General features: G+C 31.9%; 19 protein-coding genes. All 19 read left to right on the top strand.

Features of this window, described 5'->3' with window-relative positions; all coding sequences use genetic code 11:
* Nucleotides 1–3: 3 nt before the first annotated feature.
* The 19 genes from fliG to P8F83_RS11510 all read left to right on the top strand — a co-directional run bounded on the left by fliG (nt 4) and on the right by P8F83_RS11510 (nt 18,143).
* The gene (fliG, locus tag P8F83_RS11605) at nt 4–1,017 is read left to right on the top strand and encodes a flagellar motor switch protein FliG (RefSeq protein WP_326514711.1); all 1,014 of its coding nucleotides are present in this window, start codon (nt 4–6) and stop codon (nt 1,015–1,017) included.
* Nucleotides 1,001–1,765: a FliH/SctL family protein gene (locus P8F83_RS11600; RefSeq protein WP_326514710.1), complete on the top strand. Its 765-nt coding sequence runs from the start codon at nt 1,001–1,003 to the stop codon at nt 1,763–1,765. Before fliG ends, P8F83_RS11600 begins: the two co-directional genes overlap by 17 nt.
* An 8-nt stretch (nt 1,766–1,773) precedes the next feature.
* Nucleotides 1,774–3,078, top strand: coding sequence for a flagellar protein export ATPase FliI (fliI, locus tag P8F83_RS11595; RefSeq protein ID WP_315112747.1), 1,305 nt, complete (start codon nt 1,774–1,776; stop codon nt 3,076–3,078).
* 11 nt (nt 3,079–3,089) lie between these two features.
* Complete coding sequence (gene fliJ / locus P8F83_RS11590) at nt 3,090–3,530, top strand: flagellar export protein FliJ (RefSeq protein WP_326514709.1); 441 nt, start codon at nt 3,090–3,092, stop codon at nt 3,528–3,530.
* 7 nt (nt 3,531–3,537) lie between these two features.
* Nucleotides 3,538–5,082, top strand: a complete 1,545-nt coding sequence (locus P8F83_RS11585) for a flagellar hook-length control protein FliK (RefSeq protein WP_326514708.1) — start codon at nt 3,538–3,540, stop codon at nt 5,080–5,082.
* Nucleotides 5,083–5,093: 11 nt separating this feature from the next.
* On the top strand, nt 5,094–5,768 hold the full coding sequence (locus P8F83_RS11580) for a flagellar hook assembly protein FlgD (RefSeq protein WP_073018661.1): 675 nt from the start codon (nt 5,094–5,096) through the stop codon (nt 5,766–5,768).
* A gap of 12 nt (nt 5,769–5,780) precedes the next feature.
* Complete coding sequence (locus P8F83_RS11575) at nt 5,781–6,167, top strand: TIGR02530 family flagellar biosynthesis protein (RefSeq protein WP_073018663.1); 387 nt, start codon at nt 5,781–5,783, stop codon at nt 6,165–6,167.
* Between the two features lie 78 nt (nt 6,168–6,245).
* The gene (locus P8F83_RS11565) at nt 6,246–8,540 is read left to right on the top strand and encodes a flagellar hook-basal body complex protein (RefSeq protein ID WP_420022612.1); all 2,295 of its coding nucleotides are present in this window, start codon (nt 6,246–6,248) and stop codon (nt 8,538–8,540) included.
* A 102-nt stretch (nt 8,541–8,642) separates the two neighbouring features.
* Nucleotides 8,643–8,834: a flagellar FlbD family protein gene (locus P8F83_RS11560; RefSeq protein ID WP_021800938.1), complete on the top strand. Its 192-nt coding sequence runs from the start codon at nt 8,643–8,645 to the stop codon at nt 8,832–8,834.
* Nucleotides 8,835–8,844: 10 nt separating this feature from the next.
* Nucleotides 8,845–9,654, top strand: coding sequence for a motility protein A (locus P8F83_RS11555; protein ID WP_326514707.1), 810 nt, complete (start codon nt 8,845–8,847; stop codon nt 9,652–9,654).
* A complete protein-coding gene (locus tag P8F83_RS11550; RefSeq protein ID WP_326514706.1) occupies nt 9,654–10,376 on the top strand; it encodes an OmpA family protein in 723 nt (240 codons plus the stop codon). Before P8F83_RS11555 ends, P8F83_RS11550 begins: the two co-directional genes overlap by 1 nt.
* On the top strand, nt 10,363–10,824 hold the full coding sequence (locus tag P8F83_RS11545) for a flagellar basal body-associated FliL family protein (protein ID WP_326514705.1): 462 nt from the start codon (nt 10,363–10,365) through the stop codon (nt 10,822–10,824). The genes P8F83_RS11550 and P8F83_RS11545 overlap by 14 nt, the downstream gene beginning before the upstream one ends.
* A 10-nt stretch (nt 10,825–10,834) precedes the next feature.
* Nucleotides 10,835–11,185, top strand: a complete 351-nt coding sequence (locus P8F83_RS11540) for a flagellar biosynthetic protein FliO (RefSeq protein ID WP_021800942.1) — start codon at nt 10,835–10,837, stop codon at nt 11,183–11,185.
* The gene (gene fliP, locus P8F83_RS11535) at nt 11,185–11,937 is read left to right on the top strand and encodes a flagellar type III secretion system pore protein FliP (RefSeq protein ID WP_326514704.1); all 753 of its coding nucleotides are present in this window, start codon (nt 11,185–11,187) and stop codon (nt 11,935–11,937) included. The genes P8F83_RS11540 and fliP overlap by 1 nt, the downstream gene beginning before the upstream one ends.
* Nucleotides 11,938–11,946: 9 nt before the next feature.
* On the top strand, nt 11,947–12,216 hold the full coding sequence (gene fliQ, locus P8F83_RS11530) for a flagellar biosynthesis protein FliQ (RefSeq protein WP_326514703.1): 270 nt from the start codon (nt 11,947–11,949) through the stop codon (nt 12,214–12,216).
* An 11-nt stretch (nt 12,217–12,227) separates the two neighbouring features.
* The gene (locus tag P8F83_RS11525; RefSeq protein WP_326514702.1) at nt 12,228–14,057 is read left to right on the top strand and encodes a fused FliR family export protein/FlhB family type III secretion system protein; all 1,830 of its coding nucleotides are present in this window, start codon (nt 12,228–12,230) and stop codon (nt 14,055–14,057) included.
* A gap of 19 nt (nt 14,058–14,076) precedes the next feature.
* The gene (gene flhA, locus P8F83_RS11520; RefSeq protein WP_326514701.1) at nt 14,077–16,140 is read left to right on the top strand and encodes a flagellar biosynthesis protein FlhA; all 2,064 of its coding nucleotides are present in this window, start codon (nt 14,077–14,079) and stop codon (nt 16,138–16,140) included.
* On the top strand, nt 16,141–17,295 hold the full coding sequence (flhF, locus tag P8F83_RS11515) for a flagellar biosynthesis GTPase FlhF (protein WP_326514700.1): 1,155 nt from the start codon (nt 16,141–16,143) through the stop codon (nt 17,293–17,295).
* Nucleotides 17,289–18,143: a MinD/ParA family protein gene (locus P8F83_RS11510; protein WP_326514699.1), complete on the top strand. Its 855-nt coding sequence runs from the start codon at nt 17,289–17,291 to the stop codon at nt 18,141–18,143. The genes flhF and P8F83_RS11510 overlap by 7 nt, the downstream gene beginning before the upstream one ends.

Here is an 18,143-nt window from a genome sequence, read left to right as displayed (position 1 = left end):
TGAGTGGCTAAAGATGCTAAACTAACTGGAATTCAAAAGGCGGCAATTCTTTTTATTACATTAGGACCAGAGGCATCCTCATCCATAATAAAAAAGCTGCCAGAAAGTGAAATTCAAAAAATAACTTATGAAATAGCTAACATAACCTCTGTTACATCTGAACAAAGACAAGGTATATTAGATGAATTTGTAGAGATGAATAAAGCTAGAGACTACCTTTTAGAAGGCGGTATGGATTATGCTAGAGTATTACTATCTAAAGCTTTAGGAGCTCAAAGAGCTGAGGAGATATTAGAGAAGGTTTCTGATGCTACAGCTCAATATAGACCTTTTGCGATAGCAAGAAAAGCAGATTCACAACAACTTTTAAATGTAATAATCAATGAGCATCCTCAAACTATAGCTTTAATACTATGTTATCTTCAAGCTGATAAGTCAGCTCAAGTTTTAGCTGAACTACCAGAAGAGATGCAGTCAGAGGTTGCGCTAAGAATAGCTACAATGAGTAATACTTCTCCAATGGTAATTAAAGAAATCGAAAAGGTTCTAGAAGGTAAGTTGTCATCTGTAATTAGAACAGAAATGACTACCTTAGGTGGAGTAGATACCCTTGTTGATATATTAAACCAAGTTGATAGAACAACTGAAAAGAATATTACAGAAAGCTTAGAGAGAGAAGATGCAGAGTTAGCTGATAGAATTAAGAGTTCTATGTTTGTATTTGAAGATATCATTACTCTTGATGATGTATCTATTCAAAGAGTTCTTAGAGAAACAGATGCTAAAGAACTTGCACTTGCTCTTAAAGGATGTTCAGAAAGTGTTGCGGAAGCTATATTTAGAAATCAATCTAAGAGAGCCGCTGCTTCATTGAAAGAAGATATGGAATTCTTAGGACCAGTAAGACTTATGGATGTTGAAAAGGCTCAACAAAAGATCGTTTCAGTAATTAGAAGACTAGATGAAGCCGGAGAAATAATAATTTCAAGAGGTGGAGAAGATGCGCTCATCTTATAGTGTAATAAAAAAAGATAACTTAAAATCAGGTGAACAAAAAGTAATAACAACTAGCTATACTTCTGTTTCCAGAGCTTCCTTTAGTGAGGATGGCTCTGGAGCGGACAATAGAGATGACATAATGCAAAGCTTCAATTCCATAGGTGAGAATATTGTAAAAAATGCTAGAAGAGAAAGAGACAATATTTTATATAAGGTTATGGAAGAGGCAAAAACTATAGAAAAAGAAGCTTATGAAAAAGGATATGCACAAGGCGAAAGTAATGGCTATGAAGATGGTCACGAAAAGGGCTATAGAGAAGCTTATGATGGAACTATAGTAAAGGCACAAGAAGAGGCAAACAGATTAATAAGTGAAGCTAATGAAGTTCTTTTAAAGTCTAATGATGTTTATACAAAGTATTTGGAAGATAAGAAAAAAGAAATAGTCAATCTTGCTATAAATATTGCAGAGTCAGTTTTAAAAAGAGAGTTAGGAAAAGAAAGTGGTATAGATGAATTAGTCAAAGAATACATAGAAGCTTCAAAAGGAAATAAAGTCTTTTTAATAAAGTGTAATAAAAAACATAGTGAAAGTATAAAAGCTCATGTTCAAGAGTGGAAAAGTTATTATGGTATTGAAGAAATTCATCTAATTGAAGATGAAAGTATTCCAGAAGGAAATGCTGAGATACATAAAGATAACGGTAAATGTATAGTTGGAATTGATATAGGTATGGAAAAGATTAGAGATGCTTTAATTGGGTAGGTGAATATATGATTTCAATAGATTTTGAGCTTTTAAATAAAAAAGTTAAGGGATTATCCCCTACATACATAGAAGGAAAAGTTAAAAAGATTATAGGATTAACAGTTGAAGTTGAGGGCATTAAAGCCTTTGTAGGTGAACTTTGTACAATCTATAATGAGAGAAATATTCCTATAAAGTGTGAAGTTGTAGGATTTAAGGATAATGAAGTTATACTTATGCCACTTGGAGAACTTAGTGGGATATCACCAGGTTGTAAAGTGGTTCCAGAAAGAAAACCTCTTAGCGTAAAGTGTAGCGACAATCTTTTAGGTAAGGTATTAGATGGATTAGGAAATCCTCTAAATGAAGATGAAATAGGTTTTGGAGAAGATTATCCTTTAGATAATTCTCCACCAGATCCATTAAAAAGAAGAAGAATCAAGGATGTTCTTCCAACTGGAGTTAGAGCTATAGATGGATTCTTAACTTGCGGAGAAGGTCAAAGAATTGGAATATTTGCAGGTAGTGGAGTTGGTAAAAGTACAACCTTAGGTATGATAGCTAGAGAAGCTAAGGCAGATGTGAATGTTATAGCATTAATCGGAGAAAGAGGTAGAGAGGTTTTAGACTTTATTCAAGCTGACCTTGGAGAAGAAGGAATGAAAAAGTCAGTAGTAGTTTGTGCAACCTCAGATAAACCTGCACTTATAAGATTAAAAGGAGCACTTACAGCTACAGCAATAGCTGAATATTTCAGGGATCAAGGTAAAAAGGTTATCCTTATGATGGACTCTGTTACTAGATTTGCCATGGCTCAAAGAGAGGTAGGACTAGCTATAGGAGAACCTCCAGCAACTAAAGGCTATACTCCTTCAGTTTTTGCTAAACTTCCTATACTTATGGAGAGATCAGGAACTTCAGATAAGGGCTCTATAACAGCTTTTTATACAGTTTTGGTTGATGGTGATGATTTTAATGAACCTATTGCCGATGCGGTAAGAGGTATATTGGATGGACATATAGTTTTATCTAGAGCTTTAGCTCATAAAAATCACTACCCGGCTATTGATATTCTTAACTCAGTTTCAAGACTTATGCCATCTATTGCAGAGGATAATCATAAAGATGCTGCATCAAAGGCTAGGGATTTGTTAGCTACTTATAAGGAAGCAGAAGATTTAATCAATATAGGTGCCTATGTCAGTGGAAGTAACAAAAAAATTGACATAGCAGTTCAATATAATCCTTATATTGAGAAGTTCTTAAAGCAAGGAATAAAAGAAAAATGTGGGTTTGATGAAAGTGTTAGAACATTAACATCAATGTTCTAGATGGAGGAAAGATGGCTGATAGATTTGTTTTTGGTCTAGAAAAATTGTTAGACATAAGGGTTAAAAAAGAAGAAGAGTCTATAAGAGAGTTTCAAGAGGTAACAAGACAAAAGAAGATTGTTGAAGATCATCTAACTTCTCTCAAAGATGATTATGAAAAACATAAGGGAATTAAAAAGGGTGAAAGTGTAGTTTACCAAAAGATAAAAAGAAATTATCTAATAGCACTTACTCAAGGAATAGACCAAACTGAAAAAGAGTTAGTTGATAAAAGCAAACAAGTTGACTACAAAAGAGAGATAGTAAAACAAAAGACGGTAGATAGAAAAACTGTAGAACTACTAAAGGATAAAAAGTTTCAAGCCTTTAAACAAGAGCAAGATAGGGTAGAGAGAGTTAGTAATGATGAGTTCGCTCTATATTCATATTTTAGAAATAGTGAAAGGGGGTGAGAAATAAGTGAATATTAGTCAAATAAACTATGCGCCAGACTTTAAAGTTGATAATACTTCTTATAAAGCAACTACTGAAAGTAGTGACAAAAAGAGTTTTAAGGATACTTTAGATAAAAGCACAGGTGTAGATAAAACTACTAAGAAGGTTGAAAATAATGAATCAAGTAAACCTAAAGATATTGAAAATACAAATGAAGTTAAAAAAGAAGTAGTTAAAAACGATGAAACTAAAGTAGAAAACAAAGTTGAAAAAACGTCAAATGAAAAATCAACAGAAACTTCAGAATCAGATAAGGTATCAAAAGAAGAAGTTAAATCAGATTTCCTGGGAAATAAAGATGAAGAATTTGATGAGACTGTTATATCTACTTTGAGTAGTCTATTGAACCTATTTAATACAATTAAAAATCAAATTACTACTTCGGAAGTAAAGTCTGGTGAAGTTTCTACAGAGTTAAGCAGTTTAGTAACTAAGTTAGTAAAAGGCGAAGTAACTTTAAAGGACATGTTATCTAATCCAAAACTATCATCAGATTTAAAAGAAGTTCTAAAAACTAACGACTTTGACAAACTACTTAATGAAAAAGATGGGAAGTTAGGTCAAGAAGTTATGAAACTTTTTAACTTAGAATTAACTGATGAAGTTAAAACAAGTGATATAAAAACTATAGTGAATAATTTAGTAGCTAAGGTTTCAGAAGTTTTGGATAATGCTTCAACTAATAAGATGGTTAAAAACTTAGATCAAAAACCAACAGTATTAGAAAAGTTAACTACACTAATTAGTAAAGAGTTAGAAGTACCTGTAAATAAAGTTGAAACTAATACTAAAACAAATGAACTTCAAAGTTTGTTAAATGAACAACCTAAAAAAAGTGATTTTGATGTATTAGAACCAAAAGTTCAATATAGAAATACTGAAACTAACTCAAACTCAGTTAAAGTTAGCCAAGAAGATAAAGTTAGTTACACAAAGTCAGAAACTACTGCTAAAGAAGATAAGTTTTTAAGTGGACTTCTTAGTGATAATAGTAAAGATGAAAAAACTTTACCAAAAGTAATTCAGTTTACACCACTTAACAGTACAACTACTGTAAGCAATGTATCAAATGAAACACCTGTAGTATCTAAAAATACAGTTGTACAAGATGTAATAAAGACTTTTAAGTACATGGAAGACAATAGTTTAAAAGAACTTACTGTTAAGATTAAACCTAAAGAATTAGGAGAAATAACTATAAAGCTAATAACTCAAGGTGAAATTATGAAAGCTAGCATAAATGCATCTAATAAGGAAACCTATGATTTATTAAGTTCCAAAGTTCCAGAGATAAAACATGCATTAAATACTCAAAACATCAAAATTGAAGATGTAAATATAGATTTTAATGATAGTTTTCAATCATTCCAATCCGGAGAAGGTAATTTTTCTAGAGAAGAAAGGAACAGTTCGCAAAACACTGCTAAATACACTGCTAAAGATAGTATAGAAGCTACAGATGCAGAAGATAATTTAGAAACTTTAAATAATTTAAATATTTTAGCATAGGAGGGAAAAGAATGGCTTCAACAAGTGCAATTGGATATAATGGATCCGCCACTGCAACTGATAGAGGAACTAAGATAGTAAAAGCTGGTAGTGATTTAAATAAAAACTCATTTTTAAAGATATTAGCAGCAGAGTTATCCAATCAAGATCCAACAGCTAATGTAGACTCAACTCAATACATATCTCAAATGGCTCAGTTTACATCAATGGAGCAGATGGCAAATCTTAATACTACAATGTCAGGCTTTGCTAATCAATCATTAGTTGGAAAAGGTGTAACAGTAAATGTATTAGATAGTGAAGGTAATCCTTATACAGGAGTTGTTAATGCGGTTACGACTCAAAATGGCTCTACAACATTGTCTGTAACAGTAAATGAAAAAGGAACTAATGTTGAAAAGAATTTTGATTTAAACACAGTGGTAAGTGTTGTAAATGTACCAGACTACTCATTACCTGTTCTTACTAATTTAAATGGAAACATGAGCTTCTTATTAGCATCAGGTTTTATAGGTAAAAATGTTGAGTTAACTGAAAAAGATAGCAGCGATAAAAATATTAAAGGAACAGTTATTGGTGTAAGTAAAGACAATGGAGTTGTAAATATAAAGCTAAAAGTAGATGGCAGTGATGAAATATTGACAGTAAGTGTTGATAAAGTAAGCAAAGTAGAAAATAAGGAATAGAAGTGATTAAAGATGGGCTATAGAATAATTAATGGCAGAGCCTATCCTGTAGGAAATTTCCCGGAGTATAAGGATCCTGTTACTAAAAGTAGTAAGGTAACTGGAGAAACTTTTAAAGAAGTTTTAGATAGACAAATAGAAAAAACTAGTGGAGGGTTTACACTTTCCAAACATGCCGCAGAAAGATTGGACAATCTTAATTTTACAAAAGATGATTACAAGGAAATAGAAAGAGGATTAGGTAAGGCTAGAGAAAAAGGCTCAAAAAATACTCTTATGCTTTATAAAGATGTTGCTATAATAGCGTCAGTTCAAAATAACACCGTAATAACTGCTGTTGATAAAGAAAGATCAAAAGAAAATGTATTTACAAACGTAGATAGCGTAGTAATTTTATAGGCTGGACCTTAAATAAGGAAGCCTTCACCTGCTGAATGATGGATGCGGGAGAATAAAAAAATTTGGAGGTAAGAAAATATGTTAAGATCAATGTATTCTGGAATATCTGGAATGAAAGCAAATCAAACTAAATTAGATGTTATAGGTAATAATATATCAAACGTTGGAACAACTTCATTTAAAGCTTCAAGAGCTAAGTTTCAAGATATGTTATATCAAAATGTTAAAGATGCTATGACTCCTTCAACAAATCAAGGTGGAGTTAACGCTAAGCAAGTAGGACTTGGAGTTCAACTTTCAAGTATTGATAGAATAATGACACAAGGTATGATGCAGCCTACTAATAGAGCACTAGATGTTGCAATAGATGGTAATGGATACTTTATGGTAAGTAGTGGTCCAGCTGTTTTAGGTGATAATACTTTAGAAGTTTCACATACTGCTGGTTCACACAACATAACTGATCAATCATTATCAAGTTCAGGATCTAAAATAATGTACTCAAGAGATGGTGCATTTACATTAGATGAAAGTGGAAATCTATTAACTTCAGATGGATATAGAGTGTTAGGATATACATTAACTAATGATGATAATGCTCAAGCTGCTACAGCTATATCTCCAGATGGAATGAATTTATCAAGTATAAATTTCAGCTTTGGCCCAGGATCACAGCTAAATGGTTATAAGATAGCATTTGGAAAGATTTCACCAGGAACAGTTGCCTCAGCAGAAGTTGATAAAACAAATAAAGTAATAGTTATAAATGGAGATTTTTCAGAAACTTCAACTTTAACTACTGCTCAAGTGGAGTCAGCAGTTAATAAAGCTGTATCATCAGCAGGAATATCTCAAAGAGTAAAAGCTTCAGGTGAAATACCAGCTTATGCATCTATAGGAACTAAAGCTATAGAAGGTGGTTCAGATGCTACAGCTCCAGATTCAGTAAGACTAGTAGGGGTTCAGCTAAACTTTGAAAAAGGTGAAGAACTTAATGGATACTCTTTCAAGATTGACGAAATAGCTAATGGCGGCACAACTACAGCTGCAATAAATACAACTAACAAAACTATTACAATTTCAACTGATCTATCTAGTGCAAAACCAGAAGATATAGTTAATGCTATTAATGCACAGTTAAGTGCTACAACCAACCCAGAAACAACTGCATTATTTGCACAAAGGCTTAAATCAGGAACAGGGGTTGTTTCACCAATATCAGGTACAGAGGTTACAGCAGCTGGAGCAACAGCTACAACAGCTCCAACAGCAACAATTCAAGGATTAAATATAACTTTACCTACTGGAACCTTAACTGATTATAAGATTTCAATAAATAAAGTAAATGGACCTACTCCAGCTACAGCAACAGTAGATGCAACTAATCACAAAATAGTTATAAATGGAGACTTTTTAACACCTTCAACTACCTTAGCCGCTGATCTTCAAGCAGCGATTGCAGCTGTTTTACCAGGAAGCACAGTTACTGGAAATGGGAAAGCTTTAACAGGATTAGATAGTACTAATATACAAGGTGGAGCAAAAGATAGTAAACCATCTGATCAAGAAGCTTTTGGTATGAAGTTTACTTTTGCAGAAGGTGGATCTTTAAATGGGTATAAGATTCAAATAGGAAAAATAACTAAGGGTACAGAACTTTCAACTGTGGTAGATGAAAAATCAAAAACAATAACAATAAATGGAGATTTTACAACAACTCCATCTACAATAGACAATACTAAAGTACAAAATTCAATCCGTAAATCACTTACTGATAAAGGAATAACTCAATTAGTTACTGTAGCTAATGCACCTAAAACTATATCAGAAGCTATAACAGCAACTGACATTACAGGTGGAACACCAGTACAAAGTTTAAATGCTGATGGAACAATATCATTTGTTGATGCTACTAAAGACTTAAAATCCTATGATGGAGCTTTAAAATCTTTGAAAATTCCAGAAACAGTTGTAGTTCCAGGAACTGATCAAGAATTAAAGGTTAAGTCTTACACTATTGATAAAACTGGAGTAATAAGTGCAATTTTAGAAGATGGTTCAGTTGCAGCTTTAGGACAAATTGCTATGGCAAGTTTCAGAAATCCAGAAGGGCTAACTTCTTTAGGTAAAAACCTTTATGAAGCTTCAGCAAACTCAGGTGGAGCTACTATAAAGAGCGGGCTTGAAACTACTGGAGAAGATAACTCTAAAGGTTATGGAGACAATGTTCAAGGGATGCTTGAAATGTCAAATGTTGACCTTGCAGAACAATTCACAGATATGATAGTAACAAACAGAGCTTTCCAAGCAAGTGGAAAGATGATAACAACTGGAGATGAAATTCTTCAAGATATAATAAATCTAAAAAGATAATTAATTAGTTGAGAGTTGAGGGTTGAGAGTTGATGAAGAAATTAGAATAGAACTCTCAACTCTCCACTATACACTCTCAACTTAACTAATTTGGAGGCGTATATGGTTAATTTAACAGGTATGAATGGAAAAGAACTTATACTAAATGCAGAACACATAGAGAAGATTGAAGAAGTTCCAGAAACTATAATTACTCTAACTAATGGGAAGAAGTACATTGTTTTAGAAACACCAGAAGAGGTAGTGGATAGAGTAATCAGATATAAGAATAGAATTTTTAATATGAAGCTGTAGGAGGAACACAATGAAGAGGACAGATATATTAACTATAGCAGGACTAGTGGCTGCTGTAGTTTTAACTATATGGGGAATGGCTATGGGAGGAACCAGGTTGTTAATATTCTGGGATGCTGCATCAGTTGCTATTACAGTTGGTGGATCCTTCGCAACAGTAGTAATTACTGTATCTTCGGAAGATTTTAAAAACTTACCTAAGGTTTTTATGCAAAGTTTTAAGTATTCTAAAGAATCGAGAGTAGATTTGATTTCTAGATTTTCTGGTCTTTCTAAGAAGGCTAGAAGAGAGGGATTGCTATCTCTTGAAGATGAGATAAGCCAAGTAGAAGATGATTTTCTTAAAAAAGGACTTCAGATGGTTGTAGATGGAATAGAACCAGAAGTTATAAAAGAAATCATGGAACTTGAAATAGGTGAAATGGAAACTAGACATGAAAAAGGTATAACTATATTACAACAATGGGCGGCCTATGCTCCAGCTTTTGGTATGATAGGAACATTAATAGGACTTATTCAGATGCTTGCGGCTCTAGATGATCCTTCAAACATAGCTTCAGGTATGGCAAAGGCATTAATAACAACATTTTATGGATCAGTTTTGGCTAATATTTTCTTAGTACCTATAGCTAATAAGTTAAGTACAAGAAGTGGAGAGGAGTCATCTTTTAGAGAGATGATGATTGAAGGAGTTTTAGCAATTCAATCAGGAGTAAATCCTAGAATAATAGAAGAAAAGTTAAATACATATCTTACACCTAAGGAGAGACTAGATTATTTGCAAAAATCCATAAATTCTAGTGAAGGAGTTGCTGAGTAATGGCAAGAGAAAAAAAGCCTAAAAAGGAAGTTAAAACTGATGCATGGCTGGCAACTTACGGTGATATGGTTACCTTAGTATTGACATTTTTTGTACTATTATATTCTTTTTCCAGTGTAAATGAAAAAAAACTAAAAGAAATAAGTGCTGCGTTAACAAGCTTACTAGGAGGAGGAACTTCAGGAGAATCAATTTTAGATGGTGGAAACGGGATATTAGAAGAGGTGGTTCCAGAAGATGTTGGAATGCAAAATTCAACTTTTACAAAGGTAAGTGAATTTCTTGAAAATAATGGGTTAAAAGATATTGCACAAATAAAAACTGATGATAGAGGAGTAATAATAGAGCTTAATGATAAAATACTTTTTGAATCTGGAAAGTCAGAATTGATTCCAGAAAGTAGGGGAGTACTTGATAAAATAAGCGGATTGTTAGGAACTTTAGATAACACTTTTATAGTTGAAGGTCATACAGATAATGTACCTATTAATAATTATAGGTTTAATGATAATTGGGATTTATCCTCTTCAAGAGCTAATAGTGTAATTAGATACTTTACTCAAGTAAAGGGACTTGATGTTAATAAGTTTAATTCAGCAGCTTATGGCGAGTTTAAACCTTTAGTGGATAATTCAACAGAGGAAAATAGGGCGAAAAATAGAAGAGTTAATATATTAATTGTAGCTACGGAAAAGGAGAGTAAAGAGAATGGCGGAGAATAAAGACAAAAAAGAGAAAAAAGGCGGTAAAGGTAAATTTCTAATAATAATATTGCTACTTATTGTTTTTGGAGGAGGAGGAACCTTCGCTGGAGTTTACTTCTATATGCAGGCTAAAAATTCTACTGTACAAAAACATGTGGAAAAAGCTTATTTTGTTGCAGGAGAAGAAGCACTTTTAGTAAACCTTAAAGATGCAGGTGGCAAAAGATACGTTAAAGTCAAGGTGACGTTAGGTTATGATTCTTCAGTTAAGGGACTTAAAGAGGAACTCGAAACTAGTCTTTCATTAATAAGAGATAGAATAATTACTACATTTAATGCAAAAACTGCTGATGAAGCATTAGGAAATAAAGTTGCTATCCAAAAAGAGATAATGGATAGTATAAATTCAGAACTTAAAAAAGGTCAGATATTAGAAGTGGTTTTTTCTGATTTTACAGTTCAGTAAGGATGAGTATATGGAAAGTGTGGATCTAATATTTAGATTTATAATTGTTTTACCTATAATTATTTTTCTACTAATATTAACTTTAAGGTTTTTAAATAATAAATCTGTATCCTTAGCTAAGGCTAATTATTTAAATGTAATTGAAAAAATTCAACTTACGAAAGAGTGTACTTTAGCTATTATAAAAACAGGGGAAGATGCTTTAGTTGTAGCAATAACTTCTGGAGGGGTAGAAACTTTAAGAAAGTTATCTAAAGATGAGTTACAAACTATATTAGACAATAAAGAAGAACATAGAAAAGAGCTAGTAGAAAGTTATCAAAAATATTTAGATAAGATTAAGTATAGAGGAAAGAAGTAATGAAGAAAAAAAGAGTAATTATATATACAATTATGTTTTTAGCAATATTTTTTACAATTAGTCAGAAGGCTTTTGCAGCACCTAATTTAAGCGTTTCTTTAGATGGTGGAGATACGCCTACAGACTATGTAACAAATATAAAATTATTGATATTTTTAACCATTTTAACTTTGCTGCCTTCCTTTATAGTGATGGTAACTTCTTTCACTAGAATAGCTGTAGTTTTATCCTTTCTTAAAAATGCTATAGGAGCTCAGCAGGCAATACCATCTCAGGTTATGGTTGGATTAAGTTTATTTCTAACCCTTTTTATAATGCAACCCGTTTATAATGAAATAAATACAAATGCTCTTCAGCCTTATATGGAAAATAAAATAACACAAGAACAAGCCATAGAGGCGGGATCAAAACCTTTAAGAGAGTTTATGATAAAGCAAACAAGAGACAAGGATTTACAGCTTTTTGTAGAAACGTCTAAAATAGATACAACTGATTTAACAGAGGAGAATGTTCCTTTATATGTTGTAGTACCAGCTTTTGTCATAAGTGAATTAAAAACAGCTTTTACTATAGGATTTTTAATATTTTTACCATTTTTAATAATTGATATGGTTGTAGCCTCTGTACTTATGTCTATGGGTATGTTTATGCTTCCTCCTGTCATGGTATCTCTTCCATTTAAATTACTTTTATTTGCTATGGTAGATGGTTGGTATTTAATAGTAAAATCTCTTATTATGAGTTTTGCGTGAGGTGATTAGATGAGTGAAAATATGGTTTTAGGTATAGTTAAAGATGCTATAGTAACTTCATTAACAGTTGCAGCGCCATTTTTAGTTGTTGCATTGGTTTTAGGTTTAATTATAAGTATAATACAGGCAACCACACAGATACAAGAACAAACCCTTACCTTTGTTCCGAAGCTTATAGGAGTAGCGGTAGTAGGGTTATTACTAGGTAGCTGGATGTTTCATAAGTTATTAGGATTTACAGAAAGAATTTTTCAAATAATAGCTAATATAACCAAGTAGGAGGAAAAATCTTGATTAACATAGATTATTTTTTAGCAATTTTCTTGATTTTCCTTAGAGTAGGTGCCTTTCTAATGCTTGGAAGAATTTTTTTCCCTTCAGGAACTCCAGGAACTGTAAAAGCATTTTTTGCTTTTATTCTTTCTTATATGATAGTAGGAGGAATTGACTACTCTGTAGTAAATAGTATAGATAATAATTTTCTTCTTATGTTTTATTGTGTAAATGAAGTAATGACAGGAATAATTTTAGCTATGATAGTCAACATATGTTTTGACTTCATTAAATTTGCAGGAGCATGGATGGATACCCATATAGGGCTTAGTATGATAAGTCTTTTTGATGCTTCATCTCAAAGTACATCAACTCTTTTAAGTAATATATTTCATTGGATTGGCATAATGGTATTTTTCCTTATAGATGGACACTATATGCTAATTAAATCTTTAATAGAAAGTTTTCAAGTTGTATCATTAGGAACAACTATAATCTATCAAGAAACAATAAATCAAGTTTTTTTAAGTATTTCACAGTATTTTATAATAGGTTTGAAAATAGCAATACCAATAGTATTGATTATTATAATAGCAGATGTCTGCATGGGGTTAGTTTCTAGATCTGTTCCACAGTTAAATGTAATGATTTTAGGAATGCCTCTTAAGATTTTAGTTGGATTTTTATGTATAATAATAGCAATGCCTATATTAGTAAAGTTTATAATAAGTGCATTCAATTTAATACCAGAAATATTTAGAGGTATTTATGGAGCTATACCTTTGGTTTTTATCTTTGCAGATGATAAAACTGAAGAAGCTACACCAAAGAAAAAAAGTGAATCAAGAAAAAAAGGTCAACTTCCAAGAAGTAAGGATGTAGGTTTAGCTTTTACTTTACTTATATGTACATTAGTAATATCTCTATTTAGTGGATTTATTGCAGGCAATTTTAAAAGTGACATGATATATTTTTTATCTTCAGATTTTAAGCAAGAGATTACCGATATTTCAGCTAAAAATTATGGAATGTTTGTAATGCTTAGAATGGCTATGGGAATCTTTCCTGTGGTAATACCTATAATGGTAGGAGGAGTGGTTGCATCTTTAATGCAAACAGGATTTTTGCTTACAGGGGAACCTCTTAAACCATCTTTAGGAAAGTTAAACCCTCTAAAAGGTATAAAAAATATGTTTTCTAAAAGAAGTCTTTTAGAACTTGTAAAAAATCTAATTGTCATAAGCATTATAGGATATCTAGCGTATGACTTTGTAATGGCCAACTATAAAAGTATCTTATCTATGGGAAATGTATATTTTCCAAGTTTGGGTTTAGAAATTAAAAATTTAGTTATGGGTATATTTACTAAGATAACCATGTTAATGATTGTCTTAGCTATAATAGATTATGTGCTTCAACGAAGAATTTTTAGTAAAGAAATGAGGATGAGTAAACAAGAGGTTAAAGAAGAGTTTAAACAAATGGAAGGAGATCCTCAAGTTAAAGGTAAAATAAAGCAAAAGCAAAGAGAAATGGCAACAAGAAGAATGATGCAGGCTGTACCAGATGCAACGGTTGTAATCACAAACCCAACACATATAGCGGTAGCATTAAAGTATGAAGAGGGTGGAATGAATGTACCAAAAGTTACAGCCATAGGTGCAGATAATATTGCTATAAAGATTAAAGAAATTGCAAAAGATAATGACATACCTATAATAGAAAATAAACCCTTGGCAAGGGCTATATACGACACTCTAGATATAGGTTCAGAGATACCAGGAGAAATGTATCAAGCTATTGCAGAGATTCTTGCTTTAGTTTTTAAGATGAAGAAGCAGAAATAAAAAGGATGGATGAGTACATATGGAGGTCTTAGGCAAAAGAAATTTTAAAAAGAATTTTGATATATTAGTAGCTTTTGGAGTAATAGGAATAGTAATGATGATAATTATTCCTTTACCAACATGGCTGTTAGATGTATTTTTAGCTTTTAATATAACCTTATCTATAGTAATTTTATTAATTACTATGTTTACAACAAACGTTTTACAATTTTCTGTATTTCCAACATTATTACTTGTAACAACGCTATTTAGGTTAGGATTAAATATATCATCAACAAGGCTTATATTGTCTCAAGGAGATGCAGGGAATGTAATAGAGGCCTTTGGTACCTTCGTTGTAGGAGGTAATTATGCAGTAGGAATTATTTTATTTGTTATAATTGTTCTTATTCAGTTTATAGTTATAACTAATGGAGCTGGAAGAGTTTCAGAAGTTTCAGCTAGATTTACATTAGATGCTATGCCAGGAAAACAAATGAGTATAGATGCAGATTTAAATGCAGGGCTTATAGACGAAACTGGAGCTAAAAAAAGAAGAGAAGATCTTCAGGCTGAAGCAGATTTTTATGGAGCAATGGATGGAGCTTCAAAGTTCGTTAAAGGAGATGCTATAGCCGGAATAGTAATTACTATAATCAATATTTTAGCTGGAATAGTTATAGGAATTCTTCAAAGAAATTTAGATGCTGCTCAAGCAGCAGCAATATATACAAAATTGACAGTTGGAGATGGTCTTGTTTCTCAGATACCTGCACTTCTTATATCAACAGCTTCAGGTATTTTAGTTACTCGTTCAGGAAATGCTACTAACTTTGGAGAAACTTTAGGTAAACAGATAACTGCTTTCCCAGTGGTATTAGGAATGGCTGGAGTAATATCAGGTATGATGGCAATTATACCAGGATTTCCTAAGATACCGTTTTTAGTGGCAGGAGCTGCTTTAGGTTCTGCATCATATTTCTTAATTAAAGATCAAAATGAGCAGATAGAGCAAGAGTTTACAAGAGAAGAAGAAGAACTTATGGAGATAGAAAAAAAGGAACCAGAGAATGTTATGAATTTAATTTCTGTGGAACCTATGGAAGTTGAAATAGGTTATGGTCTTATTCCTTTAGCAGATGAATCTATAGGTGGAGATTTACTTCAAAGAATAGCCTCTGTTAGAAGACAATGTGCTATAGAAATGGGTATAATAGTTCAACCTATAAGAATAAGAGATAATCTTCAACTTAAAACTAATGAGTATGTTATAAAAATAAGAGGAACTGTAATAAACTCATCAGACTTAATGCCTAACATGCTTTTATGTATGGATCCTTCAGGGGATACAACTGATATACCAGGAATTAAAACTATGGAGCCAACATTTGGACTTCCAGCTGTGTGGATTAATAAGGATCAAAGGGAAGAAGCTGAAATAAGAGGACTTACTGTAGTTGATCCTACAACTGTTATGGTTACTCACTTAACTGAAACTATAAAAGCTCATGGTTATGAACTTTTAGGAAGACAAGAAGTTAAGATGATAGTTGATAATACTAGAGAAAGATACTCTGCAGTTGTTGACGAACTTATACCAGATTTAATGACTATAGGAGAACTTCAAAAGATACTACAAAATCTTTTAAAGGAGAAAGTTCCAATAAAAGATATGGTTACAATATTAGAATCTTTAGCTGATAACTCAAGAAATACAAAAGATGTTGAACTTTTAACTGAGTATGTAAGATTCTCTTTAGCAAGAACTATATGTAATGGACTTATAGATGAAAATAGAGCAATAACAGTTGTAACTTTAGACCCACAAATAGAAGATTTAATTGCAAATAATACACAAAAATCAATACAAGGTTCATTCCCCGCAATCGATCCTGATACTACAACAAGGATATTTAATGGAATTAGGGATGTAGTAGAAAGAGTTTATTTCTATAATAATCAACCAGTTGTTTTAGTATCACCAAAGATAAGACCGGTTTTTAGAAAACTTATTGAAATGGTGTACCCTCATATTATGGTAGTTTCTTTAAATGAAATACCTAATGATGTGGAAATAAGAACTGAAGGAGTAGTGACAGTATAGATGGTTATAAAAAAGTACATAGTGAGTAGCATGAATGAAGCTATGACTAGAATTAGATATGAACTTGGAAAAGATGCAGTTATACTTAGTCAAAGAAAAATAAAAAGACCAGGCTTTAAAGGATTTTTTTCTCCTAAGCTTATAGAAGTAACTGCTGCTGTAGAAAAAATGGCAGAACCTAAAAATGAAGTTAAAAAAGCTAATGAATTTGAAAGTTCTATAGATTCTATAAAAAAACTTATGGAACAAGAATTAAAGAATAAAAGTACTAAAATGGATGTTAAAGCTGATACTCCAAGAGAAACAGCTGTGTCAGCTTCTTCAGATAATGAATTGAAAAAAGAAATGGGAGAAATTAAAGATCTTTTATCTAAGGTTTTAGAAAAGGAAGAAATAATAGAAGAAGATAAATTCATTTCTTTTCTAAAAGACAGAGATATAGAAGAAGTATTCATAAAAGACATTATTAGAGACATAAAGGCAACTCCAGCTTTTGAAGAGAAAAAAGAGATTTTAAGGAATTATTTAAGTAATTTAATAAAAATAGATACAAACAATTTAAATGGAACAGTGGTTTTTGCAGGACCTACAGGGGTTGGTAAAACTACAACAATAGCTAAAATAGCTGGAAAACTTGCTTTAGTTGAAAAGAGAAAAGTTGGACTAATAACTATAGATACATATAGAATAGGTGCTGTTGAACAATTAAAAACCTATGCAGAAATAATGGGAATAGCTTTAGAAGTTGTAATAACTTTAAAGGAAATGGAAGAAGCTATTGAGAAGTTAAAATACTGTGACACCATATTAGTAGATACCACAGGAAGAAGCTCTAAAAATACAATGCAGATTTCAGAACTTAGAGCATTTGTTGAAAAAGCCTCTCCAGATTCAATATATTTAGTGATGTCTTCAATTATAAAAAATAAAGATATTGATATAATTTTAGAAGGTTATAAACTTTTGAATTATGATGGAATAATAATAACAAAACTTGATGAAACTTCAGTTTATGGAGGATTAGTTAAGATAATAAAGGAGTCAAACAAACCAATAGTTTACGTAACTACAGGACAGTCTGTTCCAGAAGATATTAAAAAGCCAACAAAAAGAGAACTATTAGAACTTATTCTAGGGGAGGATAGTGTATGCTAGATCAAGCTGTTAAGTTAAGAGAATTAGCTTCAAATGGTGGAAATAAACCTAGATGCAAAATCATTACTATTACCTCTGGAAAAGGTGGAGTTGGAAAAAGTAATATAGTAGTTAACTTGGCAATATCTCTTAGAGAACAAGGAAAAAGAGTTTTGGTTTTTGATGCGGATATAGGAATGGGAAACGATGATGTTTTGATGGGAGTTTTTCCAAAACATAATTTGTTTGATATTTTAGATGACAGTAAAGATATACATGAGGTGTTAGCTGATGGCCCCTTAGGAGTAAAACTTCTTTCAGGGGGATCAGGAATCAATAAGGTAGAAGACCTTACAGAGAGAGAGAGAAATAAGTTTCTAGAAAAAATTCAAACCCTAGAAGATTATGATTATATATTAATAGACACTGGAGCCGGCATAAATAGAAGTGTATTAGCTTTTATATCCTGCTGCGAGGAATTAATAGTGGTTACTACTCCAGAACCTACCTCTTTAACCGATGCATATAGCTTGCTTAAAGCAACAAAACACTTTAAAATTAAAAGTAAAGCGAATATAATTGTAAATAAAGCATTTACTTTAAAAGAAGGAGTAGATACATTCTCTAAATTTAAAAGTGCAGTTGATAAATTTTTAGGACTAGAACTAGCCCATTTAGGAACAGTTCTAGAGGATAGAAAACTAGTGCAATCAGTAAGAGAACAAAAACCATTTACTTTAGCTTATCCTAATAGTGATGCTTCAAAATGTATAAAGGAAATAGCAACTAAACTTCAAGGACAAGAAGTTAGAAACGAAGGGGTAGGTGTGCAGGGGCTGTTTAAGAAAATATTTAGTATTTTTTCATAG

The sequence above is a fragment of the Clostridium intestinale genome, from assembly GCF_035905475.1.
Taxonomy (GTDB): domain Bacteria; phylum Bacillota; class Clostridia; order Clostridiales; family Clostridiaceae; genus Clostridium_T; species Clostridium_T intestinale.
The sequence above is the reverse complement of the archived record's forward strand: the minus strand, read 5'-3'. Positions and strand labels throughout refer to the sequence as shown.

Coding starts and splice junctions, on each gene's coding strand:
- P8F83_RS11600 (WP_326514710.1), top strand. CDS start 1,001: ATGCGCTCATCTTATAGTGTAATAAAAAAAGATAACTTAAAATCAGGT.
- fliI (WP_315112747.1), top strand. CDS start 1,774: ATGATTTCAATAGATTTTGAGCTTTTAAATAAAAAAGTTAAGGGATTA.
- fliJ (WP_326514709.1), top strand. CDS start 3,090: ATGGCTGATAGATTTGTTTTTGGTCTAGAAAAATTGTTAGACATAAGG.
- P8F83_RS11580 (WP_073018661.1), top strand. CDS start 5,094: ATGGCTTCAACAAGTGCAATTGGATATAATGGATCCGCCACTGCAACT.
- P8F83_RS11575 (WP_073018663.1), top strand. CDS start 5,781: ATGGGCTATAGAATAATTAATGGCAGAGCCTATCCTGTAGGAAATTTC.
- P8F83_RS11565 (WP_420022612.1), top strand. CDS start 6,246: ATGTTAAGATCAATGTATTCTGGAATATCTGGAATGAAAGCAAATCAA.
- P8F83_RS11560 (WP_021800938.1), top strand. CDS start 8,643: ATGGTTAATTTAACAGGTATGAATGGAAAAGAACTTATACTAAATGCA.
- P8F83_RS11555 (WP_326514707.1), top strand. CDS start 8,845: ATGAAGAGGACAGATATATTAACTATAGCAGGACTAGTGGCTGCTGTA.
- P8F83_RS11550 (WP_326514706.1), top strand. CDS start 9,654: ATGGCAAGAGAAAAAAAGCCTAAAAAGGAAGTTAAAACTGATGCATGG.
- P8F83_RS11545 (WP_326514705.1), top strand. CDS start 10,363: ATGGCGGAGAATAAAGACAAAAAAGAGAAAAAAGGCGGTAAAGGTAAA.
- P8F83_RS11540 (WP_021800942.1), top strand. CDS start 10,835: ATGGAAAGTGTGGATCTAATATTTAGATTTATAATTGTTTTACCTATA.
- fliP (WP_326514704.1), top strand. CDS start 11,185: ATGAAGAAAAAAAGAGTAATTATATATACAATTATGTTTTTAGCAATA.
- fliQ (WP_326514703.1), top strand. CDS start 11,947: ATGAGTGAAAATATGGTTTTAGGTATAGTTAAAGATGCTATAGTAACT.
- flhA (WP_326514701.1), top strand. CDS start 14,077: ATGGAGGTCTTAGGCAAAAGAAATTTTAAAAAGAATTTTGATATATTA.
- flhF (WP_326514700.1), top strand. CDS start 16,141: ATGGTTATAAAAAAGTACATAGTGAGTAGCATGAATGAAGCTATGACT.
- P8F83_RS11510 (WP_326514699.1), top strand. CDS start 17,289: ATGCTAGATCAAGCTGTTAAGTTAAGAGAATTAGCTTCAAATGGTGGA.